Raw genomic sequence first — 25157 nt, 5'->3', positions numbered from 1 at the left:
TATTCAAAAAAAAATCTGATTATAAAACCAAGAAATTATATTTGTTATTTTCTTTTTACCTTATTTTTTGTTTGGTAATTAAATTAATTATTTTTTATTTCAATTTTGAAGTTTTGGGAATAGATTTTCTTTTATTGTTTTTTTCTATACTATTATTTTTACTAAAAAAAGAGATGAGGTAAACTAATTGGCGATTTTCTTTTCCGTAACTGGATTGTTATTTATTTTTTTTCCGGTTCTTATGTGGAAATTTGGGAAGTATTCTTTTAAATATATGAATGGGTACAGTGTGTATAATGATAATGAAATTACCACAAAAGTTCCCTCAAAAAAAACGAAGATATGGTATCGGTGTTTAGGAATAGCTATATTGTTGATTTCTAATTTAAATAATATTCTGATGGTAATTTTTAAGGACTGACTTACGTGAGGGTTACTGCATGAATATGCTGATGGTGTCTAAGTCAGCGATCTATCACTACGATGCCGCAAATAGATTGGAATCTATCAAGTATTCGTCTGGAGTAACCATATATTTTTACTATGAAGAAAATGGTAACTTAGAATCTGTCCCAAAATAAAATTAGAGAGCATAAACAGGATTATTTTTCTCCAGACAATAAGAGTGCAGGCGAAGTGAAGAAGCTCTAAATAGTTACGGGCCTTCTTTTCAAAACAAACCAGTATCTTACAGAAGCGATTGAGCCATGAAAATAGCACTTCCACGACCCAGCGACGCGGGCTTTTGCCTTCTTGTTTCTCTTTCTTTTCATCGCCTCGTGAGCGAATGTGAGGGATAAATCCGTGGTCGATGACCTGCTGATGGGCTGTTTCCCCCTGATATCCTGCATCCGCACACAATTGAGGTTGTCGTGTCGTTGTCCGGGGCTCAAGGATCAGATGATCCAAGGTTTCTTCAAGAAGTTTGACATCATGTCGGTTGGCTCCATCAATGATGATAGCCAGCGGAAGCCCATTTTGGTCAACCCTTACGCTTCTCTTCGTCCCTTTTTTCCCCGATCCGTTGGGTTTTTCCCAACGGCTTCAAGAGCAAGCGGCGCTTTCACCAAGCTGCCATCTATACTCGTCCATTCCCAGCCGATGCCCTCCCATTCATCGTACATCTGTAGACCGATTAGCCAGATCCGCTCAAAGAAACCGTCCTCGGTCCAACGTTGAAAATAGCGATGGAGGGTACTCGAACTGCCGTATTCACGAGGAACAGTGTTCCATTGGCAGTCGGTACGGAGCACGAACAGGATGCCTTCCTACACGTTCTTTAAGTCGGTTGGTTTTCGACCACCGCCCGGCTTTCGCTTATAGGTTCGGTTGGAATCTCGTTTGGTGGGTTTCGGAAGTTCATCCTTAATCATCATTTCCAAAAAATTCATCGGAATGGGTCCAGGTTTTGATTCGCATCACTCATCACCTCGTACCCTTTATTACCCAACTATTTTGAAATAAGCTCTTAATCCGAAGAGAAAGACATATTGGATAACGCGAAGGGGGAGCAGTTTTGGTTAATCATAAATCCGTGTACCTTACCTTAATTCTATTAGTCGGCTTGTTTTCTATTCTTACTTACAAGCCTCAAATTAGTTCAGCCAATAGTGCCCCTGGTTTAAAAGCGGAGTATTACGATAATAAAAATTTAACTAATTTAAAGCTTTCCAAGGTTGAATCGTCCATTAATTTTCACTGGGGTCTTAATTCTCCAAATACAACTATAGAACCTGAAACATTTTCGGCTAGATTTACGGGAAAGATTGAACCGAAATACAGTGAAAGTTATACGTTTTATATCGTCGCAGATGATGGGGTACGGCTGTGGGTGAACAATCAGTTAATTTTAGATCGATGGAATGTGCAAGCAGGCGAATTTACGAGTACTTCTATTTCGCTGGAGAAGTCGACTAAATACGATATAAAACTGGAGTATTTTGAAAACAAAGAGGGAGCTGCAGCGGAATTAAGATGGTCCAGTGCCAGCCAGAACAAAGAAACAGTACCTGCTTCTCAATTCTCTCAACCGGTTGAATCCGTCGGTTCAGGGCTAAAAGGAGAATATTACAATTCAAAAGATTTTAAACAATTAGAGATGGTTCGCACGGATCCTCAAGTCCATTTTCTCTGGGGTTTAAATTCACCTGACTCTAAGATTAACGCAGATCGATTTTCCGTTCGTTGGAGCGGTAAAATAAAGCCTCGATATTCCGAAAATTATTCCTTTTCTCTTCTTGCTGATGATGGAGTTCGTTTGTGGGTAAACGATGCTCTAATTCTCGATAGCTGGAAGCCGCAGGCTACAAGTTTAACAAGCAGTTCCATAAGTCTAAAGGCAGGATACAGCTACAATATTGTTCTGGAATATTATGAAAATAAGGAAGGATCTACGATTGTAATGGAATGGGCTAGTCCAAGCCAAGCAAGCGAGATTATTCCGGCGAGTCAATTGTACCCTGCAATGGATGGAAGCGGAGTGGGACTGAAAGGTGAGTACTTCGATAATATCGACTTATCGAATCTGAAATTCACCAAGATTGATTCAATGGTCAATTTCGCTTGGCAAAATGCCTCCCCTTCAAGCGATATTCTTCCCGATACATATTCCATAAGATGGACAGGCGCGATAAGCCCCCGTTACAGCGAAGAATATACGTTTATGCTAGATTCCGATGATGGCGTACGATTATGGGTTGACGGTCAATTAATAATTGACAGCTGGCAAACCATTGCTACCGAGCGAACAAGCAAACCAATTAAGCTTGTGAAGGATAGACAATACAAAATTAAAATAGAATATTACGAAAATCTGGGGGATTCGTCCGTTAAATTAGCTTGGAAAAGCGCCTCCCAAACAGTTGAGAATGTACCCAAGAGCCGTTTGTTTCCCCCAACCGAAAAAGCGGGTGTGGGCTTGCAAGGACAGTATTACAATAATATTCATTTAGAAAAAATGGTCGTCGCTAAAGTTGATCCTGTTGTCAATTTTAGCTGGTCTTCAGGTTCAGTTCACAATATGTCTCAAGACTATTCTTCTGTACGTTGGTCGGGAACGATTACTCCTCGTCACGATGGCGACTATATTTTTTATTTAGATGCAGATGACGGCGTCAGACTTTGGGTCAATGGGAAATTACTTATTGATGATTGGCGGATATTTGCTGGAGAAAGAACAAGCGCAGCCATTCAGCTTATTACGGGAAATAAATATGATATTGTCATTGAATATTTTGAAAATACAGGTGGAGCGGCAAGCAAGCTTTCCTGGTCGAGCCAATTGGTGCCAAAAGAAGTAGTTCCGCAAAGCCAATTGGACCTTCCTGTCAAAATCTTAGGAAAAATTGAATACCACTATGATGCAGCAGGCAGGTTAATTCGTATTCAATATCCGACCGGCGAGCAAATTATTTTTGACTATGATGAGAATGGTAATTTGTTGAAGAAATATGATGCGTAAGTAGTCGAATAACGGTTAATGGAGGAAATTTAATGCCGCCGAAAAAGGCGTTTCTAAGTTTTTTCATAATTTGGTTTATCTTTCTCAATACGATTCCCGCAGCATCTGCGGGGGATAACTCGCTTAACTATCACTACAACGAGTCCAACCAGCTCATTAAAACTGAATCTCCTAAAGGAGAGTACGTATTCGCGACTGATTTTGCGTATGACTCAAACGGTAATCTTAAATCGAAAAAATTTAGAAAAGAGACGAGAAACTTTTTAGTAAATGGAGGCTTCGAAAAATATACGGGCACAAACGGAGTGGCTGACGGCTGGAGGAGCTTTGACGGTTCAGGTGTCGGAGGTACTTACGAGGTAATTTCAAGTGAGGCACCCGCCGGGGCGAAAAGCCAGAGGGTGGCAGTAAACGGCATGGGAGCCGGAGGATATTTAAATGTTGTCCAGGACGTGGCCATCATGGGAAATAAATCGTATGCTTTCAATGGACGAATTTGGATAAAGTCGATTAACAATGCAAAGTTTCAGATCGTGATGCAGTACTATAACTCGGCAGGAACTTTAGTCGGAGATTCCGTACCGGTTGAACTTAGTAAGGCTACAAATGATTGGGTTAGTATAAGCGGAATAAATACTCCTCCATCAAGTGCGGTAATAGCGCGTATTCATATTCACGGAACAGCTACCGCAGCCAACGCCTCCATTGATTTTCTGGCAGATAGCATGACGATCACTCAAAGTACCGTTTTCAATATGCTTAGTAATCCCGGTTTTGAAAGCAATCAGAGGCTGAACGGGGTTGCAGACGGCTGGAGGAAGTTTGAGGGTTCTGGAATGGCGGGGACCTTTGAGGTTGCGACAAACGATGCGGCTTCTGGAATTAAGAGCCAGCGTTTAGCCGTAAACGGAATGGGAACCGGCGGATACTTAAATGTTGTGCAGGACGTTGCTGTTGCCGGAAACACTACGTACGCGGTAAACGGAAGAGTGTGGATTAAGTCCATTAACCGCGCTAAATTCCAAATCGTAATGCAATATTTTAATAATTCTGGAGCATTGGTAGGAGAAGCGGTTCCCGCCGAGCTCACTCATTCTACAAATGGATGGGTAACTGTTGGAGGAGCATTTACTACATCGGCCACCGCTGTAAAAGCGCGAATCCATATTCATGGAACAGCAACTGCAGCTAATAGTTCTATTGATTTTCTGGCAGATAGCATAACCATGGCTAAAGGCAGCACAGCTAACTTACTTAGCAATTCCGGGTTCGAAGATTTTCTTGGGTTTAACGGAGTCGCTGACGGCTGGAGAATGTTTTACGGTGCTGGCGTTGAAGGCACCTACGAGGTAATGACAAGCGGAGTTGCTGCAGGGACTAAAAGTCAGAGAATAGCAGCGAGCGGCATGGGGGCCGGAGGATATATAAATATTGTTCAGGACATTGGGGTACTGGGCAATACGGCTTACACAGTGAATGGGCGTCTGTCGATTAAATCCATCCAGAATGCCAAATTTCAAGTGGTCATGCAATACTACAACGCTGCTGGAGAAATCATGGAGTACTCGTTTCCCATTGAAATGAGTCAAACTACCAATGGCTGGATAAACGTTACCGGAACGTTTACGGCACCGGTAAATGCTGTAAAAGCGCGAATCCATATTCATGCGGCTGCTTCGACAGCAAACGCTTCTGTGGACTTTTCAGTTGATTCATTTTCTATAACTAAAAATTGAGAGCAGGGTAAATATGCAAAAGAAAGTTCTTTTATTTCTGTTAATGTTAATGCTGGTCACTCCGTCTTTGGCTGTCTATCCGACAGCCTCTGCTAACTCTACTGATAGTAAGGTTATTCAGAATCCTGATTTTAATGACTATACAGGTACTAATGGCTTAGCTGATTTCTGGAGTCCGATCAACTGGAGCTCAGGCCAGGCTTCTTTTGAAACGTTAACGGATTACAACGGTGTGAAGATACAAAGAGTTACAGGAGCAAATATTAATACCAATGAAATCGTTGGTGTAAGTCAAATTATTGACGTTGAGCCGGGAAAACCCTATACGCTGCAATCAAGAATACATGTCGAGAATCTTCAAAATGCAATCGTTCAGATGTATGTGGATTTTAGTAATGGAAGCGGAACAACGGGTTACGATGTAGTTGATCATGCTAAAGCAACTGGTGGGTTCATTACGTTAACTACGAGCGGTACCGTCCCAAAAGGAACTTCAAAAGCCAGAATATATATCTTGATCCGTTCTCAAGGCTCCAGCGGCTCCGGCGTTGTACAAGTAGACTATCTGAACATAGACTACAAAGAAACCTCTCAAATCTATAATTCCGATTTTCAGCGCTACTCAAACACACCCACCGGAGTGATAAATGGATGGTATAGTGTAAACTGGCAAGCGAATGCAGCTTCTTATGAGAAATTGACTACCCCAGAAGGAAACGGCTATCAGAAAATTGGCGGATCTGGTATAGCGCCTAACGGAAATGTAGGTATATTCCAATACATTCAAGTAAGCGCGGGTAAACCTTTTAACGTTCAATCAAGAATTAGGATATCTAGCTTATCTCAAGCAAAAGTACAAATGTATGTCGATTTTGAAGGAGACGCGGGATACACTGGCAGCAACATAACCGAGCATTCATTTGTGACAGACAGGTTCATTACGTTAAGCAATAGCGGGGTCGTTCCAACAGGGACAAAGTTTGCTAGAGTTCACATACTTATTCGTTCTTTAAGCAATAATGCCCAAGGAGAAGTCTTTGTTGATTCAGTCGAATTTAATCAGAACCAACAGGCGCTCCCTGAATCCATTCTGTATAATCCAAACTTTAACAAGCCGTATCCAAGTAACGGAGTGGCTGAAGGCTGGGATATTTGGAACTGGCAAGCAAGTCAATCTGCATTTGAAACTCCAATTAATTCGGAAGGGAAGAGAGTTCAGAGAATTCAAGGCTCTGGAATTAATGCTAACGGCTATGTTTCCATTAATCAGTCTGTTCAGTTGGCTCCTGGGAAACCGTATCATATAAAGTCCAGGCTTAAAGTAGAAAGTTTAAACAATGCAAAAGTTCAGCTGTATATTGATTTTATTGGCGTTAACGGAATCGTGAACGCTCATGTTCTGGATCACGCCATTGTACGAGACGAATATGTCACATTATCCAGCTCCGGTGTTGTTCCAACGGATGCAATTGCGGCAAAGGTGTACATCATTATTCGTTCAACGGGTGTAAACGGCGCGGGTTCCATCTTAGTGGAGTCAATGGATATGAATTACGGTAATTCCGACGGATTACTAATAGATTCTAAATTTGAGCAATCGAACCGTGAACTAAGCTCTGCTTGGAACTTGATTCGTGATGTTAGTTCAGACAAGTGGGGAGTCAACCCGTCTCAAGCCGGCCAATCCGCGATTTATGAGTATAACAATTCAGGACAATTATTATTCATCCAGCAAAAACAGGCAAACGCAGCCGTCTTTGCCGCTTACAAATATGATTTGAACGGCAATTTAATTAAACGAATCAAAGCCCAGGGAACGCAAGTCGTGTCGCCTTTATTCGAGGGGAATCGGAGTTTTAAGCTATCTGCATGGTGGGTAAAGCAGCATGATATTAGGGGTATACATCAATTTGTGAAAGCAGAGCCGAATAAATTGCTGAAGGTCAAAGCTTCTGTCAATATTCAGAGTCTATATAAAGCGAAAGTACAGCTTTATGTCGATTATTACAACGCTTCAGGACAAATTATTGATGCTTCTGTAACGGATCTGGCTGGAACGACAAACGGCTCTTTTAGTAACATGCAGCTCCAAAAAACTACACCTCCACAAACTGCTTATGCCCGAGTATTAGTCATTCTCAGAGCTCTTGAAGACGACGCGGGCGGAGTATTTTATGTGGACGATGTAAACGTCACTTATGGATAAACTTGTTTTTCATTAAAATATCGATTAATGGCGATTGCCTCTACGGTTTTCAACCGAAGAGCGGTCGCTATTTTTCATTCACATATATTTCAATATCGAGTTACAATAATACGAGTAAATGATTTGATCTCGGAAAGGGAAACTTTGATTCTGCTTAAACGATTCCAGCCCTATCCGATTTTGAGCCGTTATATGGAGAGCATTTTAGTTCAAGAGGATATGACGCCAATCAATTACTGCTGCGAGCCATGTGATGTATCACTAATACGGGATAATGTCTTGAATATTGACGCTTTTTTACAATGGCGCTTCGGGCTGGAATGATACGATAGAACTCGTTAGCTTATCCATAAGGAGTGACAAGAGTTCATGTCCTATATTGATCATAAATCTATACGCAAAGACTATCCCTTCCAGTCTCGTTTTCTCGAAATTAACGGCCACCGGCTCCATTACATTGAAGAGGGGACGGGCGATCATACCGTTTTATTTTTGCATGGCAACCCGGAATGGTCGTATTACTACCGCAATGTCATTCCCTATCTGTCGCAATCTGCCCGTTGCATTGCGGTTGACAACATTGGGATGGGCCGTTCGGATAAACCGGATATCGGTTATACGTTTTTGGAGCAAGTTGATTATATCAGCCAGTTTATTGAAAAGCTGAACCTGAACCAAATCGTTCTAGTTGGTCATGACTGGGGTGTTGCCATCGGCTTGCAGTATGCCCTGCATCATCCCGGCAAGGTTAAAGCGGTTGCCATGATTGAGCCTCAAGCTTTGAAGCCGTGCAGCTGGTCGGAATTTTCCCCTCCGGAAGCTGCGGATCTTTTCAAAAAACTGAGAGATCCCGAAGAGGGCTGGGAGTTTATGAGAGACAACAGCGTGTTCATTGAAGGCCTGACCCAATCGATTATCAGCCGGAGCATTACGCCGGAGGAGCATGATTTTTTCCGTGAGCCAGCCAGAGAGATCGAGAAACGCAAGCCGATGTGGGTGTTTCCGAATCAAATCCCGATTGAAGGGCAACCGGCCGAGGTGGTAGAGGCGGTTCAGGCGCGCAACGATTGGTTCACGGCTTCGAGTATTCCGAAACTTCTCATTTATGCGCAGCCGGGATGTAACGTAAGGGAGCCGGAAATAAAGTGGTGCCAGGAGCATTTGCCCAATCTGAGCTTGTTTGACAGCGGTAAAGGCTTTCATTATTTGCTTGAAGAAAATCCGCATGGCATCGGAGAAGAGCTTTTGCGCTGGTATTCGGAGGATGTTTTAGGTTAATAGAAACGGCAGTCACCGGGGGCGTGTTTAACGCCTCCTTTTTCATTTTCCAGTTGAACTCTGTTCGTCTTGCACTTATACTTAACCATATGGTTAACAATATAGAAGAAGAGCAATTAACTTTAATCTTTAGAGCGCTTGCAGATCCTACCCGAAGGGGCATGCTACAGTTATTGACCAGCGGTGACAAAAGCATTTCCGAGCTTGCGGAGCCGTTTGAGATGTCGCTCGTAGCTGCGTCCAAACACGTTAAGGTGCTGGAAAGGGCTCGTTTGCTGGAGCGGTCAATTGCTGGTAGAACGCATTGCTGCCGGCTGAACGGAGATACTCTCTCCCGCGCCTCGCAATGGCTCGACATGTACGAGCGTTTCTGGGACAGACGGTTTGACCTGCTGGAGCAGGAGCTGCTGAAGGAAAAGCGGAAAGAGCATTGACACCGCGGTTAACAAACAAGGAGGAATATGAATTGAGCACAAAGCCTTTTTCCACGACAACTCTTGTAATGAAGCGCCACTTTGATGTGAAGGCGGAGCGTTTGTACGATGCCTGGCTGAATCCTCAGATGATGCGCAAATGGCTGTTCACGATGGATGCCTCCAATAAAGTATGCGTTAACGATCCGCGTGTAGGCGGGGAATGGGAGATCGTTGATCACCGGGGCGGCGTGGACTATCGCGCAGTTGGCAATTATGTGGAGCTGACGCCTCCAAGCAAAATCGTGCTGACGTTTCGGATGCCGCAGTTCAGCGACACGGAGGATGTTATTACGGTGGAAATCGAAGCTCTCGGCGACAGCTGCGAGATGACATTTACGCAAGAGATCGTCGTGCCGCATGAGGAAGGCTGGACGGCTGACGATGTGGCCAAGGCGCTCGGAGAATACCGCGATGGCACAGAGCATGGCTTCAGCCTGATGTTTGGCGGCCTGAAGCAGCTGCTTGAACAGGGCATTACGCCGGTCATGCCTGATTTTGGTACAGGCTCTGACAGCGAGAAAGGCTGATGAACAAGAGGGCGGAGCAGCTTTTTCAAGAGCTGGAGGGAGACGACAAGTCTTTACAAATGGAAGCTTTTTCTTCGCTTGTTCAGGAGATGGAGAACCCGGTCGATTGGGCTTACGAAGTATGGGACAAGCTGGAGAGCTGGCTGACCGATAAGGACAACCATAAACGCTCTCGAGGCGCTCAATTTCTTGCGGCGCTTGCCAAGAGCGACCCGGAAAAAAGGTTATTATCTGCTTTTCCTGCGCTGTGGAAAGTAACCTTTGACGATAAAACAGTCACCGCCCGCCATGCGCTGCAAAATATTTGGAAGGCTGCTCTGTCCGGACCGGAACAGAACGAGTTAGTTGTAAACCATCTCGAACAGAGGTTTCGGAAGGCGGCGGAGGATAAACATCCAACGCTCGTCCGGTTCGATATTACGGAATCGCTCCGCAAGCTGTACGATAAACAGCCGGATGAACGGCTGCGCGTCCTGGCGCTGGAGCTGATCGAACGGGAACAGGATGCCAAATATAAAAAGAAGTACGCTGCGCTTTGGAAGTGAATCAGCGGTGGAGCAAGGGCCGGATGAGTGCGGAACGAGTGTGCGGAGTGGAACAGGATTAAAAAGCGGAGGCTCAGCCTCCGCTTTTTAGCATAATTAGCGCGAGCATAAGGCCGCTTATTGTTTTAAACGTTGAGCCTGCCGGTAGGCGTCCAGACTGGCAAGCAGAAAAACTTTCTCATCAGCAGTCAAAGTCATTTCCGGTGCGTTGAGCTCCTGTTCCATGCTGGCTGCTGGAGCCGGAGAGGCGATGCTCAGCTCCGCTGGCTGCCCTGAACCGGAGGGCTGTCCGGTTTTATTTTCATCCGGAGGAGGCTTGTCCAAGCCAAGCATATAATCCGACGTTACGTCAAGCAGACGGCAAAGCCGGATCAATACGGCATAGTCGGGCTCGTTGATGTTATTTTCATATTGGGAGACAGTTGATTTGGCCAGGCCCAGCCGATTCGCCAGCTGCAGCTGGGTCCAGCCGAGCAGCTGGCGCTGCCTGCGCAGCCTGGAGCCGATGCCGCTCCAGCCGTTATTTGTCGTCGCAGCGCTCACGAAGCCGCTCCTTTCCATAAGGGAATAGGGGCAATGGATGAAGTCGTCCTATTATACCGTACTCACTAGGGGAAGCAAGGGAAATGCAGCCTCTGCTCTCGCGAACGAAGGAGAATTACAAGCCATATAGCCCGGAAGTGCCGCGTCTGAGACGACGGTCTGCCGGGCTTTTTAACGTACAGAAGTTAATTCCTAGCCGTTCTTTTCAGCTGCCCTGTCCGGGCAGAATTTGCTCATGCGGGCACCACCCGATTGGATTCCGGCACATGGCCAGGGCAAATTCGGGGTCCTCTGCCGCAAGCGCTTTAAAGTAGCCGACCAGCACATGGTTTCCCGCAACGCTTCCGCCGTTAAAATCCAGCTCGTACAGCTCGCTGACATGAGAGTAATAATAGATAACTTCTGTGCGCGGGTCCTTGAAAATAAGCGGAGGCAAATGCGCGACGAGATCCTGGCTGTTCGCCAGCCGGAAGCTGCGGGGAACGTATTTGCCAAACGTTCTAGCGAAACCGCCGTTTCCCACTCTCGGTGAACCGAACGTGTAGATGATCGGGGCTCTGCCTCTGACATTTGCAGCCAGATCAATACTTGCTAGCGTAGCAAGAGCGGCGCCAAGGCTGTGCCCCGTCACGAACAGCGGCTTGCGGGCGGATGTTTGTTCAATTAACCTCATCAGCTGCGGCCGCAGGCTTTTGTACAAGGCGGTGAATCCCCTATGCGTGAACCCGCCATCCTTGACCAGATCGAATTCGGTCTGATCGGCCATGAAATCGGTCATCCAATCGGAAGGCGACACGGTTCCGCGAAATGCGGCCACGACGGAATGCGGCGACTCCGCGACAAAACCAAACGGCTCCGGGGCTGTCCCGGTGCTGGCTGAAGATTGAATGATTCCCGTTATGTTAAAATCCTCCGGCAGCCGGATCTGTCCCGTTCCGTTGAGAAGCATATAGCTTTGTCCGCACATTGCCGCTAAAAAGAGGGCCGTAGGAGTATCCATGGTAAGGTTGGCGCTGCTGAGTTTTATTTTTTTGCTCATGCTGCCCAGCTCCTTTCCCGCTTATGGCTTATAGTGCCAGTATATGCAGGCGATAGTGGAGTTGCGCCGGGGAGCATGAGGAAAAAAGGAGCGGACAAAGGAGAAATTTAGTGGGAATTGGAAGCGGAAAAAAATTCGCCAAGCTCGGAGCTGATCGAGCTTGGCTGAATGCTACAGCCAGTCTAAAATATCGCCCGCGATAAGGGACGCAGGCGATTGAAGGGCTGCGGCGGCACGGTCGCCGGCGGCCCCATGCCGCCAGACGCCGAGCGCAGCTGCGGCCGGAGCGGGCAGCCCCTGCGCCAGCAGGCTGCCGATGACGCCGGCAAGCACATCGCCTGTGCCGCCGGTCGCCATGCCGGCGTTGCCTGTGGGGTTAATATAAGCGGAGCCGTCCGGAGCTGCAATGACGGTTCGAGCTCCTTTGAGCACGACGGTTACTTCGTGCTCAAGCGCATACCGCATCGCGCAGCCGATGCGGTCCCGCTGCACTTCGGCTGTGGGAATGCCAAGCAGCCGGCCCATTTCGCCGGGATGAGGCGTCAGTACGACGCCTCCTTCCCGGCGGGGCCAGGCGGCGAAGCTGTCCGCCGCCGCATGGTTCAGCCCGTCCGCATCGAGGACGAGCGGCAGCTTTGCCGGCAGCAGCTCCCATAGCTGCCGCAGCCATCCGCCGGGCAGCTTGCCCATGCCCGGCCCAATGACGAGCGCGTCGCGCTGCTTCGCCAGCGCGGCGAGCTCCTCCGGCGCCGCCTGCTGCCAGGCGCCGGTGCCGCCGTCTTCGACGGCGGCAAGCATGAGCTCAGGCCGCAGCCCTGCGGCGGCCGGGGCGAGGCTTTGGGGCACGGCCCATGTAACGAGGCCGGCCCCTGCGCGCAGCGCCGCGGTCGCTGAGAGCAGCCCGGCGCCGCTCATGGAAAGCGTGCCAGCGGCCACAAGCACATGGCCGTACGTGCCTTTATGGCTGTCGGCTTCGCGCTGATCGCGAACCTCAACATGCAGCCTTTCCCGCAGCAGCTGCGGAGTTAGCAGGAAAACTCCCGAAGCTTGAGCTTGCAGCTCGGATTCGCTGCTAGGTTCTGCGAAGTCTGTTTGCGGCTTGCCGGTAAGCTCCTCTTTAAAGCCGGATGCAGCATTGATTCTAGTTCCTCTGTTGGTCTCCGCTCCAGCACTGGAAGCGGCATCTCTTTCGCTTTCTGCTCCATTGCCTTGCCAGTTTTTGTTGTCCGGTCCCAACGGGACTCCCAGCGGAGCAACGAGGACGGTGCCTGCATGACCGGCGCCCGGGTACTGAGCCAGTCCGCGTTTTGCCAGACCAAAGGTGACCGTAACTGCCGCGCGGATAGCAGGATCGGCAACGGCTCCGGTATCCGGGTCCAAGCCGCTTGGCAGGTCGGCCGCTACAATTGGGAGGGCGCTGGCGTTAACTTCCCGAATCAGCGAAGCGAGCGGCTCGCGCGGAGCGACGACGGAGGAGCCCGTTCCGAGCAGAGCGTCGATTATACCTTCACAGCGGCTCCAGTTCTGTTTATTCGGACTGTAAATGGTCCATGGCAGTCCGCAGCGGGCGGCGAGCTGCCGCTGCCGTTCTGCTTCAGAGTTAAGCTTTTGCGGGGATTCGGCAAAAACAATCCATACCGGCACGCCAAGCTGATGAAGATGTCTCGCTGCGACAAGCCCGTCGCCTCCGTTGTTTCCTTTTCCGACGAGTATGGCCCATGGCTTGGCAGTCTCCGCATACGATTCATTCGAGTCCGGCACGTTGAACGCCCCCTGTGTGATCCCTCCTACTGCTGCCCTCCCGAGTTCCGAACACCGCGGTTGAACCTGTTTGCTGGAATTCAAGCGCCCGTTATGGAATTCATCCCGTGTTTCTGCCGCTCTCGGGTATCCAGTCTCATATTCAGCTTCTGCACTATATGAACCCGGAAGATGTGCGGCATAGGGCCCGTTCAGAGGGAGGCTTTGCCGATAGCGGAACACTGCCTCAGCGAGCGCCCGTCCTGCCGTTTCCATTAAAATAGATGCCGTCATCCATCCGTCCTTCATCGCTTCTTTTTCCCATTGCCTGATTTCTGACGATGTGGCTAACCTCATATTGGTGGCCTCCTTTTTACTGTAATAATAGCTTCTGTTCTCCAACAGAATGTGCTTAAGCCCAATCGAAGCAGAGCGAGTTCATCGCTAACGCAACTGAGAAGCGCTAAACGTGCATTTCTAGCCGGTTTTAAATTCTAACGAAACTCACAAGCGTTATAAGTGGAATTTTATCGTGGCTTGGTGCGAAAAGGCTCGAATAAGGCGTTACAGTTGCGTTACGTTTGAAAAAGGTGGTTTTTCGGCTAAATAAGCTCTCTCAGTAGCGTTAGAAAATTGAAGGGGACTGCACCACGTAGTTTGTCCCGCAGGTACAGCAGTTAGAGGAACTGTGACCTCAATTAAGCCCGTCTCCGCAGGTGAGGCGAATGTGGTTCACGTTTTGCAAACCATCCCGCAGGCAGAGGCGGCACTAGGCCTAACCTTCCAGTCCACGCAAACATCCCGGCCCCCTGAATGGGGGCCGGGATGTTTATGCTCATTCGGCTAATTTGTCGTTTTGCGTCCCGTTATGAGGGAAACAACGAACAGAATCAGGAAGACGAAGAACAGCACTTTGGCAATGCCTGCAGCTGCTCCTACAATGCCGCCAAAGCCGAAAATGGCTGCGACGATCGCGATAATCAGAAAAATAACCGCCCATCTTAACATGGGAATCACCTTGCCTTTCAAAAGGAATTTTAACGCGGATTTTAAGGTTAACATCCGTGTTGGCGGCCGCCCTGACTGTTGAACCTGCCGGACCGGCCATCCGCTGTTGTAGCAGTATTAACCCCTGCCTCACCGGGCGAAACAACCATCGCTTCTGCCAAAATAATCCTGTTCCTTCGTTCTCCATCATTGATTGGAACGCCCGCGCCGGGGGTATTAACGCTTAAATCAACCCGGACCGTCAAGGCCGTCAAAGGGAGGACATGAAATGAATACAGTCATTGGAATCAGCGTGCTGATCATCGCGGTTTCGATTGCGGTTCTCGTCGTTTTTCTCGTTCAAACGCTGCAAAAGGTTCAAACTTCGCTGGAAGCGGCAAGCGGCGCTATCCGCGAGGTGCAGGGCGCGGTTAAGGAATGGAAGGGCGACGTGGATGAGCTTGTGATTAGCGTTAAGGATTTGACCAAACAGGTCAATCATCAGATTGATGCGGTCGACCCGCTGATGGCTTCTGTGCGTGAGGTCGGAACGACGGTCCACGAAGTGGCGGCGGCAGCGCGCGAATTCTCCAGCGGCTGGACGAGCCGGCTGCGCCGCAAGGCGCATGACTCTGCAGTAGCGGCTGAACTCGAGGAGGAGGGCATTACGGCGGACGTGACCCCGGCACCGGCTCCGATGCGTGCCAGCGCAGCCGCTTATACGGGAACGGCAGTACCGCTCCGTTCCGGCGCAGCCGCAGTAGGGCAGCCTCCGAAAAAGGTTCCCGTTGTCGCCGAAGAGCCGGCCGGAGCTCCGGCCTGGGTCGGCTGGCTGGATGTAGGCATTCAGGCAGCACGTCTCATCCGTTCCAGCCGCACGAAGGCTTAAACAAACGGCCTCTAAAACCTCGCTGGTTGCCCGTCTCTCTATCAAAAGAGCAGCTGGTGTTCAGCGCATGCCTCTCATCCGATAATAACCAAAAGGAGCGAACCCCGTCGGGGCTCGCTCCTTTTCTCTTTTCTTAAAATTCCTAAAATCCCTAAAATTCCTAAAATTACCAAAACGTGTTACGGCGTCAAGTTATACAGATTGCTAATCTGAGCGGCTGTGAAAGCTTTTTTAGAAAGCTTCACTTCATCAATAGCGCCGTTCCAGTTCGCGCTTGTTGCGGAAGGAGACTTATGCGCGCCAATGCGGAAATTGCCGGTGGAGGACTCTGCCGTCACGGTTCCCGTTGTATCCAGCGCGCCGTTGATATAGAGCTGAATGGCGCTTCCGCTTTTGACCAAGGCAACATGGGTCCAGCTGCCCACCGGTATAGAAGCTGTCGAGGTTGTATTAACGCCGCCAAGATAAGATTTCAGCTTACCCGTATCCACGTCTCTGAATAGGATGCTGCGTCCCACTGCGCCCTCCTGGGCCAATATCGTCTGATTAGAGCCGGCAGACGATGCTTGATCGAGCTTGACCCAGGCGGCCACGGTAAAATCGGTAGCGGCAGGGTCGAAGAAATTCGGAACATTTACGTAATAGTTGCCGTAAAGATTTGATCCCGTTGGCGCAAAAGCAATAGCTCCGTTCACTTTTCCTTGCGCTGCCCACGTTACGGCTCCTCCGGCGGACGAGACATAGCCCGTATAAAAATTGCCCGAGGAGTCGTGAGCGACAGTCCCTGAAGCCTCATCCAATGGGTAAAAAACCGTGCCGTTAAAAACGTTGCTCACCTGGGCTGCTGTCAGCGCTGTTTTGGAAATTTGCACTTCATCCATGGCGCCGTTCCAGTTGGCGCTTGTCGCGGAAGGCGACTTATGCGCGCCGATCCGGAAATCGCCGGTTGAGGATTGCGAGGCTGCTGTCCGGGTTGAATCCAGCACGCCGTTGATATAAAACTGAAGACTGCTGCCGTTTTTGACCAGTGCCACATGGGTCCATGCTCCCGTTGGAATGGCGCCAACAGAGCTTGAGGTGACACCTCCGAGATAGGATCTGAGCTGACCGGAATTGACATCCCGGTAAAGGATGCTGCGTCCAGTGCCGCCCTCCTGGGCAAATATCGTTTGATTAGAGCCGGCATCCGACGCTTGATCGAGCCTCACCCAGGCTGCCATCGTGAAGTCAGTCGCCGCAGGATCGAAGAAATTTGGAACCCGGATATAATAATCGCCAAAAGTGCTCGTTCCCGCAGGCGAAAGATCAATCGCTCCGCCTGATTTGCCTTGTGGAATCCATGCTGCCGTTCCGCCGGTGGACGAAACCGTGCCTGTGTGGTTATTGCCCGAAGAATCGGCCGCTAGTGAACCGGAGGTTTCATCCAGCTTGTACTGCGCTGTGCCGCTATCGTAAGGAAGCGAGATTGAACCCGTTAATTTGATTGCGGTCAAGGTGTGAGCAGGAAAGGTATAAGTGAACGAGCTTCCCGGCACAGGAATCGTCGAAACCTGATTCACAACCGTCGGCGCTTGACCGGATACATTCTGTTGGTCCAGTGCCAGCCCTTCTCCAAGCTTCCAAACCGTGGCGGTTGCTCCCGGCGTATAATTCGCAATGTTCATGCTTGTGGTGTGGTCATTTGCCGGATCTTCATTCATGACAAGCAAGAACAAATCGCCATTGGCATCCTTGGTTGCCACTGCATTAAGCGAATTTGCCGGTTTCGGATTTGTGCCCGGCGGAGTGTAGGTAGGCATATTTTGAATCGAAGGCGCGTCCAGCGCCGTTGACCCTGTCATATTAACGAGCATTTTGAACATGTGAGCCGTTGCGCTTTGCGAGAAATTATAGGGGCTGCCCGGCGTATTGTTGCTGTTGAAAATGGCTGCAGGCCCATTTCCCAAGGTGTCGTTTGTCGCCCAATCATCAATCATGCTATGTTTGGCTGCGACCGGAACGCCGTTTTGAATAAAATTGAACTGGTGTTTGGCTACAATCAAAGCGCTGCCTAACCCGAGCTGATAGGTTTTGGATACGTCCGGGTGAGAATCCTGGCCAAGCCCGTATTCGGAGGGATAAACGATTCCGCCGGATAAGGGGTCATTTTTTAAAAGCCTCTGCAAATTATTCACTTCATAGAGGGCGGCGCCGGCTTGGCTCATCGTGGCTTTATAGTAATCGACCAGGCTTAAAGATCTGTTTTGATTTACGGTATAGGGATGAATGGCCATGCCGTCGTAAGTCACGTTGGCAGCGTCAAGCGCCGCTATTGTTTTGCCGTCATGCAAGCAGCTGAGCACCTTTATGGACGGATCTGCGTTTTTCATAGCTGTAATGTAGTCTTTATACCCGGAATGGTAGGAGCTATAGGATACAGTGATAGCCGCGCCAGCCGGCGGAATTTTGCCGTTTAAGCCATTGCCGAAAGTAATGAGGCCGCTGCTGTTGTCCAGCTGGTAAACCTGATCGTTCGGGCCGTAACCCGCAAAGGAAGACACTTTTGTCCACGCGGTATTGTTCACATATACGGAGTCGGTTCCCGCTGTGACAGGTCCGTAGGCGGCATAAACCTGCTGTCCCACAGTTCCTGTGCTGGAATACTTGTTGTTTAAAGAGCTCCAATCGCTTTTCAGGACAACAGGCTGTTTCGTGAACGACACCGTGCCGCCATTCACGTAATACGTTTGGAAGTCTTGTCCTGCCGGAATTCCATTTAACCAGTACTTTTGATAACCGAGATACATCTCATTCCCGATTTCAAAATAGTTGATGTTATACGGCGCGGGATGGCCATTGCTGATCCGCAGCTGCACATAAGGATTATTCGTATCCGTGCCGTTCAAATATTGCACCAGATTAGCGGCATCCGCCGGACTGCCATTGCCCATATTGTACATGTACGTCAGTTCGGTTCCCGTATCCTCGGAGAATTCAAGCGCTGCATCCAGATTGAAGTCGGAAATTTCCGGTGCGTACGTTTTGCCGTGAATTTGAGGCAGTCCGCTGTCTGGATTCGTATTGTTGCCGTTGCCCACGCCGCGCTGCCACTGAAACAGGTTGGCAATGGTGCCGCCAGGATACCGCATTGTTTTTAGGCCGATTTCGTTATAGCTGGTTTCAAAATCAGGATATACTTGCTGGCTTACCGAATCATACATGCCAATTCCATTTTTGTAATACCGGTTATTGCCGCCAAACAGCAGGGGGGAGACGCTTGTGGCATTGGTATTTGCATTAAATGATATAACCGGATTCGCCGTTGCATGAACTGCGGATAGAGGCACCAGTGTACTGGCCAGCGTGAAAGTGCTTAGCAGCGTCATGAAACGCTTTTTAAATTTCATTACCGTTCACCTCGTTTGAAGTAGTTTGTTTGTATCGATGCACGTAAGTTGCATCCGTATCCTTAAATGTCCAGCCCCTCCTTTTTGAAGCCGGGCTTCCAACTTCTACTACAATTATATTGAAACCGTTTTCATTTTTTAGTCAAATGTTCTGGTTTTTTGGTCATAACTTCGGAAATGCAAGGCCGGCTGACGCATCGGTTCAGGCAGCCCGTTTAATCCGGCCCGGCTTCGGTTAATGTGGTCTTAATAGTAGTGCAGTTGCTGGCCGTTTGGAAAAAATCATATTTTGACCGTGCAGTCCGCAATTAAGGACGGACTGTGTGCCGGGACGGAAGTCCGGCATAGCGGGGCTTCCGTCCCGCTGGACTTTGCCGGAAAGTTCCGCTACGATAAATCACGAGAATCATTTCGGATAACGCTTACGTCACGGTACGGCACGGCACAGGTTATGACTCAGCTTTTAAACAGGCAAGCAGTTCATCTGCTTTGCTATGATTTGGGGAGAATGAATCTACATGCGCATTGTGGTAGTTGACGATAACGCGATGAATATTACCGTTGTTCAGGAAATGCTCAAACGGGCGGGCTACTGGGACGTCCGCGCGGCATCCTCCGGTATGGAGCTGTTTGCCTTGTTTGGGCTGCGGGAGGACGGAACGGAGCCGGAGGGCAGCTTGCCTGCGCCGGGCGTTGACCTGATCCTGCTGGATATGATGATGCCCCGGATAGACGGCATAGCGGCTTGCCAGGCGATACAGGCGTCTGACCGCTTGCGCGATATTCCGGTCATTATGGTAACGGCGATTGGCGATTCCAAAAAGCTCGCCGAGGCGCTGGACGCCGGAGCAATCGATTATGTGACAAAACCGATCAACCGGATCGAGCTGCTTGCCCGCATCCGGGTGGCGCTGCGGCTGAAGCAGGAGAAGGATTGGCATAAGGAACGCGACCGCCGCATTCGGGAAGAATTGCAGCTGGCCAAGGAGGTTCAGTCGGCAGCTCTGCCGTCCAGGCTGGATGAAAAGGGCATCGTTATCGATGCCATCTACCAGCCGTCGGAGGAGCTGTCCGGGGATTTGTACGCCTGGAACCGGATTGATGACAACCGTTATGGCATTGCCGTCATCGATGCGATGGGACACGGCATTTCCTCATCGCTCGTATGCATGTTCATCGCTTCCGTGCTGCGGGACGCGATGGTGACCAAGGTGGAGCCGGTGCGTGTTATGGAGGAGCTCAACCGCCGCGCGCTGCAGCTGCAGTTTGCGGATCAGCTGATCCAGTATTATTTCACGGCGCTCTATTTGGTCGTTGATCTTGGCCGGGGCACGGTGGAGTATGTCAATGCTGGACATCCGCCCGGACTGCTCGTGCGGAGCAACCCCGATCTGCAGCCGGAGCGGCTGTCGGGCGGCGGGATGGCGGTCGGTCTGTTCGAGGATGTTTCGTTTACGAAACAGGTGCTGAACGTCCAGGAGGGCGATCAGCTTGTGCTCTTTACGGATGGGCTGCTGGAGCTTGTGAGCGGCCCCGAGGAAAGCAGGCTCGATTTGCTGCTGGAGCGGATGGCCGGCTCGATGCGGCAAAACGCTTCCTTGCAGGAGCTGGTCCAGAGCGACCCCGGACAGCCGCGTCCGGACGATTGCTGTCTGGTGCAGATTGGAATTCGTTGAACTTAAAAACCTTCCTTCGGTCGATCCGAAGGAAGGTTTTTTGAATGGAACATCTAATGCTCTCCGGAACCGGGCCCAGTCCCGTCCTGTCCGGGATACGGGCGGCTGCTGCGGCTGCCGCCGGATGATTTGCCGGAGGCTTTTGAAGGCTTGCGCTTTGTCTTGCCGCGCATACGGGATAGAGGAGCAGCCTCAGCATGTGAACCTGCCGCCGCTCCGTTAACCCGGCTTCCTTGCGGGAAGCGCGCCTGATTTACCGCCGCTCCGGCTGAGCCGCGCCCTGATTGTTTTCTATTTTTACGTTTCGTTGATCGGGAGCTGACGCGGTCGGTCAGCAGGTCGCCCGTCCAGCCTTTATACCATAACCATGTGTACAGGCAGGCTGCGAACAGCGCGATAGCAACGCATAAAATAGCAAAGCCAAAGCGGCTGTTTGTTCCCGGCAAATAGTTAAAATTCACGCCCCAGAGAGAGCCTGCGATTGTCGGCGGGACGGACAGGGCGGTGAAAATCGTCAGCGTCTTCATAATATCGTTGCCGCGAAAGCTGGCAATGGCATCGTCCATGGCGATGAGAGTGTCCATTTCAGCGGTATAGCGGGTTAACAGCGTGTCGATACGCTCCAGCTTGTAGCTGAGCCGCTGAAAGGCCGGCGTGTCGATCAGCTCGTCCATGAAAGCTTCCTTGGCGGAGTCCTGTATTTCCCGGATCGGCAAAAACTGATGAGTCCAATGGAGCAGCTCATGTCTCCGCTCAAAAATAACAGGCAGCAGGGCGGTTTTGTTGCTGCTGCGCATTTCCCGCTCCAGCTCCGTCAGCTTGCGCTCATATTCGTCGAGTCCGCTATGGAAAACTTCCAGCAGCGCTCCTAACAGAACGAGAAAGGCTTCGCGGGCGGAGGTGCAGGTTTCCAAAGTAGAGGACCATGCGCCTGTCTGCAGCCGGAGCGGAAGCCGGGCATTCTCGTGCCAGGTGACGAGCCGGCTGCCGCTCAGCCAAAAATGGATCGGCTGCAGCTCAAAATCCAGCTCGGTCGGCTGCACCATCAGCGTGCCCGACAATACCGGCTGGGAATCCTCATCCAGCGAAAAGCTGATCTGATTAAAGGTGCGGTCCGCCGTTTCCCGCAGCCAGGCTTTGCAAAAGCCGAGCTCGCCGCCCAGCTGCTCCGCCTCGCGTGAGCGCTGCTCCGCAAGCGCCGCCGCAGCTTCACTTCCGGGGGGAGCGCCGCCTTGCTCATCCGTTTTTGCCGCCGGTTTCTGTTTGCGCGCGGAACGGGAAGGGGGCAGAGGCATGTCTCGATCCGTTTCGCCGTCTAATGAACGATTTTGAATAAAATGCCACTCCCAGCCTGACGCGTAGCGCAGCTTGCGATAAATCATGCCTCTAACCTCCTTTCCGTATGATGTGAACCAATCCTCAACATCATACCCCGAAGCAGCGGCTCTTACAACTTGCGGAAGGACCGGAGCGAAGGCTTGAAAAGGCTGCGAACAGGTAAACAAAAGCCGCATCCGTTACAAGCCGGATGCGGCCTCGTGTGCGTGCGGATAGAGATAACCGACCCAATTGGCTCAGCTCTCGTCATAGGGTTGCCCGTCTTCGGATAACAGCCGTTTGAGCTTTTCGATCGCACGTCTTTGAATGCGTGAGATGCTCATCTGGGAGACGCCAAGCCGGTCGGCGATCAGCCGCTGCGGAATGCCTTCCTCAAATGCCAGCTGCAGCACCTGCTGCTCCTCAGGCTTCAGCTGCTCCAGCGCAGACTGGAGGTCCATTTTTTTGTCGACGGAATCAAAATCATCCGCTTGGGAGCCAATCAGCTCGCCGAGCGTTGTTGTGCTCTCGTCCTCGGAAATTGGCGTATCAAGCGAAATATAATGATATAAGTCCCGTCCGCCGAGAATTTCCAGCGTTTCCTCAACTGACAGCTCCATCCGCTCGGCGATTTCTTCTACTCGCGGAGAGCGCTCAAGGCGCACGGTCAGCTCGTCAATCGCTTGCTGAACGGCTATGCCTTTTTCCTTAATGCGGCGGGGTACTTGAATGTACCAGGACTTGTCGCGCAAATAATTTTTCATATGGCCGATAATGCTCTTCATGGCATAAGGCTCAAACTGTACGCCCATGGAGGCGTCGAATTGAGCGAACAGGCGGAGCAGCGCCATCTGGCCTACCTGATACAAATCCTCATACAAGTCCGGACGGTTACGGGCAATTTTGCCTGCAGCCATCTTCACCATCGGCTCATAGTGGGTAATGAGCGTTGTAGCGATTTCGTTGTTGGGATTGTTCTGATATTCCAGAATAAGAGCTGTCCCCGCTTGGGAGGATTGACTGGCGGGTTGCATGGTCATGCCATCTCCCCACTTTTTACCAGACGTTTGGTAAGAACAACCTCCGTCCCTTTTTCGCTGCGCACTTCTACTTCATCCATAAGCGCCTGCATGAGATAAAGGCCGAGTCCTCCCGCCTGAATATCGTTGATCGATTTGCCATGGAGCGGTTCGGAGCGCTGGGCCACGGAAGCGGCGTCAAAGCTTTCGCCCTCGTCCTTAACGACAATGGACAGGGAATCATTTGTGCGGACAAAGCTGACTTCCATATCTCCGTGAGGATCGGAGGCAGGACGATCGGCATAAGCGTACAAAACGGCATTGTTGCAGGCTTCCGACACGGCTACTTTCATATCCTCGATCTCTTCGTAGGAAAAGCCGATTTTCGTGGCGACTCCATACAAGGTGAGACGGATCAGGTCCAAATAATCCGATTTAGCCGGCAGTCTGAGTGTAATTTTTTCTTCAGCAGTCATGTTGGTTCGGTCCTTTCTGGGCGCTTGCGGCTTCAGGATTTGGTAAGGAATGAAGTAATGCCGGTCATGTCAAACAGCTTGCGGATGCCGGGCGGAATCGCCTCGACTTCGAACGGGGCGTTTTTCGCGTGACGCGCTTTTAGCACCGAGACAAAAATACCGATGCCAGTGCTGTCGATGTATTTGAGGTCTCTCAAGTTAAGGATCAGTTCCCGGTCCGTCAGCTCCATGAGCGGCGCCATGGCGGCGCGAAGCTGGGACGCGGAATCAAGGTCGAGCTCTCCGCTCAGATAGACGATGCAGCGTCCTTCCTGAGTCTCGGTGCGTAATTGAAACTTTTCATTCTGGTTCATAGATCCCTCTCCTGATAAAGTGACTTGGCACATAATTGTTTATCTCTACCTACATAAGTAAATAATAACCCGTCCCAGCCGGGTTGAAACGCATTTTGAGCTGGCGAATCCATATATTTTTTTGCCTTGTTTTGGAACCAAAAACGGTTTTTAGCGGCTTGACCTGGGTAATACAGCAATAAGCGGCAAAATCGAAGGAGGTCAATCGTTATGGACAACCGAAATGTGCAGGTCGAAGAAAGACATGTCGAGCATAAATCGGATTCCAGCATGGTGGCGTCAACGTTTATCAAGTACGCGGCATATCTGATTATTTTTTTCGGAGTTCTGTATTTCTTAGTTAAATATATCATCCCCATGGTCGGATAAAGCTATCCTGGCAGCAGGCAGGACAGGCAGTACGGAGAGCGCTGCGGATGCGGGCCGGACGAGCGGGGAATAGTGAAAAGAGATCAAAGGAGGAGAAAGCCTATGAGCAAAACGATCGCGATTTTTAACAATCAGGAAAGTGTAATCCAGGCCGTAAAATCACTGCGTGACAGCGGATTTGCCGCCGATGAAATTAAAGTAGTAGGGCGTGACAGGGAATCGGTGCGTTTTGTGGAATCGGACACGGATGTGCACGCGGAAGAGCTTCAGGAGATCAGGGATGCGCGCGGCGCGGACGGCGCATTCATTCCTGGAGACGGATTTATTGTAGGAGCGGCTCCGCTCGGCGGTTCCTCCGTATCCGGAACAGGTGCAGCTCCATACTGGGGAGGAGCATATCCAGCCGCAGTAGGAACGGGCATTTTTAGCGACGATACGCCATTTGAGGATATTTTCAAGGATTTTGGCCTCAGCGAAAAGAACGCCGAGCGCTGCCGGGACGCAATCTCTGAAGGAGGGATCGTTGTTGTCGCTGAGCGCGAGGACGGGTCCAAAGACAACTATGTTGCTGACGGCCCGACGGATGATTCGTTAGCCAGCGCGGAGACAATTTTACGTTCCAATGGAGCATCCGAGATTCTGTAAGGCTATTGCTGCCGCGTCTATATGAAGCCCGAAAAACCGCCTTCCCATGGGAGCGCGGTTTTTTAATTTTGACCGAGCCGTGCGAGCCGCTGCACATCGATTTCCATTTGACCGTTCTATACGGCACGGCGATGTCCAATACGCTGAGAACGGTTGGCGGCGCGCTCGGTACGGCGCTTCTCGTTTCCATTATGAGCAGCCGCGCTAAGCAGCAGGCCGCTGACATGATTCAGGCGGCGGGCATCAACCCGCAGGATGCGGCGGCCAATAAGGAGGCCGTCGCTTATATTGCGATGGAATCCACCATTCACGGCATTAACACCGCCTTTGTGGTAGCAACTTGTATTTCGGCGATTGCGCTGGTGCTGGCCTTTTTTATCCGAAAAACCTCGCCGCATGAGCAGGTTAGGCCTACTGTTTCGGCGAGACAAGCGGCAGACCGCGGCATGGAGGGCTGATCTTTAACGCAAAAACCCGCTGCCAACCGTTT

General features: G+C 50.3%; 22 protein-coding genes and 1 pseudogene. 12 read left to right on the top strand and 11 right to left on the bottom strand.

The features are described 5' to 3' along the window. Nucleotides 1-507 precede the first annotated feature (507 nt). Nucleotides 508-1029, bottom strand: a pseudogene (locus tag M3223_RS13305) (IS5 family transposase); the annotation flags it as partial. Beyond that, entirely contained in the window at nucleotides 990-1259 is a 270-nt protein-coding gene (locus tag M3223_RS24510; RefSeq protein ID WP_353057697.1) for a transposase, read from the bottom strand. The pseudogene M3223_RS13305 and the gene M3223_RS24510, both read right to left, overlap by 40 nt. Before the next feature lie 257 nt (nucleotides 1260-1516). Between M3223_RS24510 and M3223_RS13300 the strand changes: the two genes are divergently transcribed. The 7 genes from M3223_RS13300 to M3223_RS13270 all read left to right on the top strand — a co-directional run bounded on the left by M3223_RS13300 (nucleotide 1517) and on the right by M3223_RS13270 (nucleotide 10228). Next, complete coding sequence (locus M3223_RS13300; protein ID WP_251562146.1) at nucleotides 1517-3460, top strand: PA14 domain-containing protein; 1944 nt, start codon at nucleotides 1517-1519, stop codon at nucleotides 3458-3460. 32 nt (nucleotides 3461-3492) lie between these two features. After that, the gene (locus M3223_RS13295) at nucleotides 3493-5196 is read left to right on the top strand and encodes a carbohydrate binding domain-containing protein (RefSeq protein WP_251562144.1); all 1704 of its coding nucleotides are present in this window, start codon (nucleotides 3493-3495) and stop codon (nucleotides 5194-5196) included. Nucleotides 5197-5209: 13 nt separating this feature from the next. Continuing rightward, nucleotides 5210-7402, top strand: coding sequence for a hypothetical protein (locus M3223_RS13290; protein WP_251562143.1), 2193 nt, complete (start codon nucleotides 5210-5212; stop codon nucleotides 7400-7402). A gap of 369 nt (nucleotides 7403-7771) precedes the next feature. Next, complete coding sequence (locus tag M3223_RS13285; RefSeq protein ID WP_251562140.1) at nucleotides 7772-8680, top strand: haloalkane dehalogenase; 909 nt, start codon at nucleotides 7772-7774, stop codon at nucleotides 8678-8680. Nucleotides 8681-8769: 89 nt separating this feature from the next. Continuing rightward, nucleotides 8770-9114 (top strand): ArsR/SmtB family transcription factor, encoded by a 345-nt coding sequence (locus tag M3223_RS13280; protein ID WP_285891276.1) that lies wholly within the window; start codon nucleotides 8770-8772, stop codon nucleotides 9112-9114. Nucleotides 9115-9182: 68 nt separating this feature from the next. Continuing rightward, nucleotides 9183-9683 carry an SRPBCC family protein gene (locus M3223_RS13275; protein WP_251562323.1) on the top strand — a complete coding sequence of 167 codons (501 nt, stop codon included), beginning with the start codon at nucleotides 9183-9185 and terminating at the stop codon, nucleotides 9681-9683. Continuing rightward, on the top strand, nucleotides 9683-10228 hold the full coding sequence (locus M3223_RS13270) for a hypothetical protein (protein ID WP_251562136.1): 546 nt from the start codon (nucleotides 9683-9685) through the stop codon (nucleotides 10226-10228). Before M3223_RS13275 ends, M3223_RS13270 begins: the two co-directional genes overlap by 1 nt. A gap of 117 nt (nucleotides 10229-10345) precedes the next feature. On the opposite strand, the gene M3223_RS13265 is transcribed toward M3223_RS13270, so the two are convergent. The 4 genes from M3223_RS13265 to M3223_RS13250 form a co-directional block, all read right to left on the bottom strand. Further along, a complete protein-coding gene (locus M3223_RS13265; RefSeq protein ID WP_251562134.1) occupies nucleotides 10346-10771 on the bottom strand; it encodes a helix-turn-helix domain-containing protein in 426 nt (141 codons plus the stop codon). A gap of 205 nt (nucleotides 10772-10976) precedes the next feature. Then, on the bottom strand, nucleotides 10977-11810 hold the full coding sequence (locus tag M3223_RS13260; protein ID WP_251562132.1) for a lipase family protein: 834 nt from the start codon (nucleotides 11808-11810) through the stop codon (nucleotides 10977-10979). 171 nt (nucleotides 11811-11981) lie between these two features. Then, the gene (locus M3223_RS13255; protein WP_251562131.1) at nucleotides 11982-13907 is read right to left on the bottom strand and encodes an NAD(P)H-hydrate dehydratase; all 1926 of its coding nucleotides are present in this window, start codon (nucleotides 13905-13907) and stop codon (nucleotides 11982-11984) included. A gap of 486 nt (nucleotides 13908-14393) precedes the next feature. Then, complete coding sequence (locus tag M3223_RS13250; protein WP_251562129.1) at nucleotides 14394-14558, bottom strand: DUF1328 domain-containing protein; 165 nt, start codon at nucleotides 14556-14558, stop codon at nucleotides 14394-14396. A 268-nt stretch (nucleotides 14559-14826) separates the two neighbouring features. Here M3223_RS13250 and M3223_RS13245 point away from each other — a divergent pair, with 268 nt between their 5' ends. After that, on the top strand, nucleotides 14827-15426 hold the full coding sequence (locus M3223_RS13245) for a DUF948 domain-containing protein (protein WP_251562126.1): 600 nt from the start codon (nucleotides 14827-14829) through the stop codon (nucleotides 15424-15426). A 179-nt stretch (nucleotides 15427-15605) separates the two neighbouring features. Here the strand turns inward: M3223_RS13245 and M3223_RS13240 are convergent, their stop codons facing one another. Next, nucleotides 15606-18812 (bottom strand): LamG-like jellyroll fold domain-containing protein, encoded by a 3207-nt coding sequence (locus M3223_RS13240; protein ID WP_251562124.1) that lies wholly within the window; start codon nucleotides 18810-18812, stop codon nucleotides 15606-15608. Between the two features lie 518 nt (nucleotides 18813-19330). Here M3223_RS13240 and M3223_RS13235 point away from each other — a divergent pair. Beyond that, the gene (locus M3223_RS13235) at nucleotides 19331-20488 is read left to right on the top strand and encodes a PP2C family protein-serine/threonine phosphatase (protein ID WP_251562122.1); all 1158 of its coding nucleotides are present in this window, start codon (nucleotides 19331-19333) and stop codon (nucleotides 20486-20488) included. Between the two features lie 53 nt (nucleotides 20489-20541). Here the strand turns inward: M3223_RS13235 and M3223_RS13230 are convergent, their stop codons facing one another. The 4 genes from M3223_RS13230 to M3223_RS13215 form a co-directional block, all read right to left on the bottom strand. Beyond that, entirely contained in the window at nucleotides 20542-21870 is a 1329-nt protein-coding gene (locus M3223_RS13230; RefSeq protein WP_251562120.1) for a magnesium transporter CorA family protein, read from the bottom strand. A gap of 192 nt (nucleotides 21871-22062) precedes the next feature. After that, nucleotides 22063-22845 carry a sigma-70 family RNA polymerase sigma factor gene (locus M3223_RS13225; RefSeq protein ID WP_251562118.1) on the bottom strand — a complete coding sequence of 261 codons (783 nt, stop codon included), beginning with the start codon at nucleotides 22843-22845 and terminating at the stop codon, nucleotides 22063-22065. After that, entirely contained in the window at nucleotides 22842-23300 is a 459-nt protein-coding gene (gene rsbW, locus M3223_RS13220; RefSeq protein ID WP_251562116.1) for an anti-sigma B factor RsbW, read from the bottom strand. Before rsbW ends, M3223_RS13225 begins: the two co-directional genes overlap by 4 nt. Before the next feature lie 32 nt (nucleotides 23301-23332). Next, nucleotides 23333-23653 (bottom strand): STAS domain-containing protein, encoded by a 321-nt coding sequence (locus M3223_RS13215; RefSeq protein ID WP_028600769.1) that lies wholly within the window; start codon nucleotides 23651-23653, stop codon nucleotides 23333-23335. Between the two features lie 210 nt (nucleotides 23654-23863). On the opposite strand from M3223_RS13215, the gene M3223_RS13210 reads away from it, so the two are divergent. The 3 genes from M3223_RS13210 (at nucleotide 23864) to M3223_RS13200 (ending at nucleotide 25125) form a co-directional block, all read left to right on the top strand. Continuing rightward, on the top strand, nucleotides 23864-24022 hold the full coding sequence (locus M3223_RS13210; protein WP_251562114.1) for a hypothetical protein: 159 nt from the start codon (nucleotides 23864-23866) through the stop codon (nucleotides 24020-24022). 102 nt (nucleotides 24023-24124) lie between these two features. After that, nucleotides 24125-24667 (top strand): general stress protein, encoded by a 543-nt coding sequence (locus tag M3223_RS13205; protein ID WP_251562112.1) that lies wholly within the window; start codon nucleotides 24125-24127, stop codon nucleotides 24665-24667. Nucleotides 24668-24735: 68 nt separating this feature from the next. Next, the gene (locus tag M3223_RS13200; RefSeq protein WP_251562110.1) at nucleotides 24736-25125 is read left to right on the top strand and encodes a hypothetical protein; all 390 of its coding nucleotides are present in this window, start codon (nucleotides 24736-24738) and stop codon (nucleotides 25123-25125) included. Nucleotides 25126-25157: the final 32 nt, after the last annotated feature.

The sequence above is a fragment of the Paenibacillus pasadenensis genome (assembly GCF_023715725.1).
GTDB lineage: Bacteria > Bacillota > Bacilli > Paenibacillales > Paenibacillaceae > Paenibacillus_O > Paenibacillus_O pasadenensis_A.
The sequence above is the reverse complement of the archived record's forward strand: the minus strand, read 5'-3'. Positions and strand labels throughout refer to the sequence as shown.

What these genes read in the sequence shown, in the direction of transcription:
- M3223_RS13285 (WP_251562140.1), top strand. Translation starts at nt 7,772, where the DNA reads ATGTCCTATATTGATCATAAATCTATACGCAAAGACTATCCCTTCCAG.
- M3223_RS13280 (WP_285891276.1), top strand. Translation starts at nt 8,770, where the DNA reads ATGGTTAACAATATAGAAGAAGAGCAATTAACTTTAATCTTTAGAGCG.
- M3223_RS13210 (WP_251562114.1), top strand. Translation starts at nt 23,864, where the DNA reads ATGGACAACCGAAATGTGCAGGTCGAAGAAAGACATGTCGAGCATAAA.
- M3223_RS13260 (WP_251562132.1), bottom strand. Translation starts at nt 11,810, where the DNA reads ATGAGCAAAAAAATAAAACTCAGCAGCGCCAACCTTACCATGGATACT.
- M3223_RS13275 (WP_251562323.1), top strand. Translation starts at nt 9,183, where the DNA reads ATGAAGCGCCACTTTGATGTGAAGGCGGAGCGTTTGTACGATGCCTGG.
- M3223_RS13240 (WP_251562124.1), bottom strand. Translation starts at nt 18,812, where the DNA reads ATGAAATTTAAAAAGCGTTTCATGACGCTGCTAAGCACTTTCACGCTG.
- M3223_RS13230 (WP_251562120.1), bottom strand. Translation starts at nt 21,870, where the DNA reads ATGATTTATCGCAAGCTGCGCTACGCGTCAGGCTGGGAGTGGCATTTT.
- M3223_RS13295 (WP_251562144.1), top strand. Translation starts at nt 3,493, where the DNA reads ATGCCGCCGAAAAAGGCGTTTCTAAGTTTTTTCATAATTTGGTTTATC.
- M3223_RS13255 (WP_251562131.1), bottom strand. Translation starts at nt 13,907, where the DNA reads ATGAGGTTAGCCACATCGTCAGAAATCAGGCAATGGGAAAAAGAAGCG.
- M3223_RS13225 (WP_251562118.1), bottom strand. Translation starts at nt 22,845, where the DNA reads ATGACCATGCAACCCGCCAGTCAATCCTCCCAAGCGGGGACAGCTCTT.
- M3223_RS13290 (WP_251562143.1), top strand. Translation starts at nt 5,210, where the DNA reads ATGCAAAAGAAAGTTCTTTTATTTCTGTTAATGTTAATGCTGGTCACT.
- M3223_RS13205 (WP_251562112.1), top strand. Translation starts at nt 24,125, where the DNA reads ATGAGCAAAACGATCGCGATTTTTAACAATCAGGAAAGTGTAATCCAG.
- M3223_RS13215 (WP_028600769.1), bottom strand. Translation starts at nt 23,653, where the DNA reads ATGAACCAGAATGAAAAGTTTCAATTACGCACCGAGACTCAGGAAGGA.
- M3223_RS13235 (WP_251562122.1), top strand. Translation starts at nt 19,331, where the DNA reads ATGCGCATTGTGGTAGTTGACGATAACGCGATGAATATTACCGTTGTT.
- M3223_RS13250 (WP_251562129.1), bottom strand. Translation starts at nt 14,558, where the DNA reads ATGTTAAGATGGGCGGTTATTTTTCTGATTATCGCGATCGTCGCAGCC.
- M3223_RS13245 (WP_251562126.1), top strand. Translation starts at nt 14,827, where the DNA reads ATGAATACAGTCATTGGAATCAGCGTGCTGATCATCGCGGTTTCGATT.
- M3223_RS13270 (WP_251562136.1), top strand. Translation starts at nt 9,683, where the DNA reads ATGAACAAGAGGGCGGAGCAGCTTTTTCAAGAGCTGGAGGGAGACGAC.
- rsbW (WP_251562116.1), bottom strand. Translation starts at nt 23,300, where the DNA reads ATGACTGCTGAAGAAAAAATTACACTCAGACTGCCGGCTAAATCGGAT.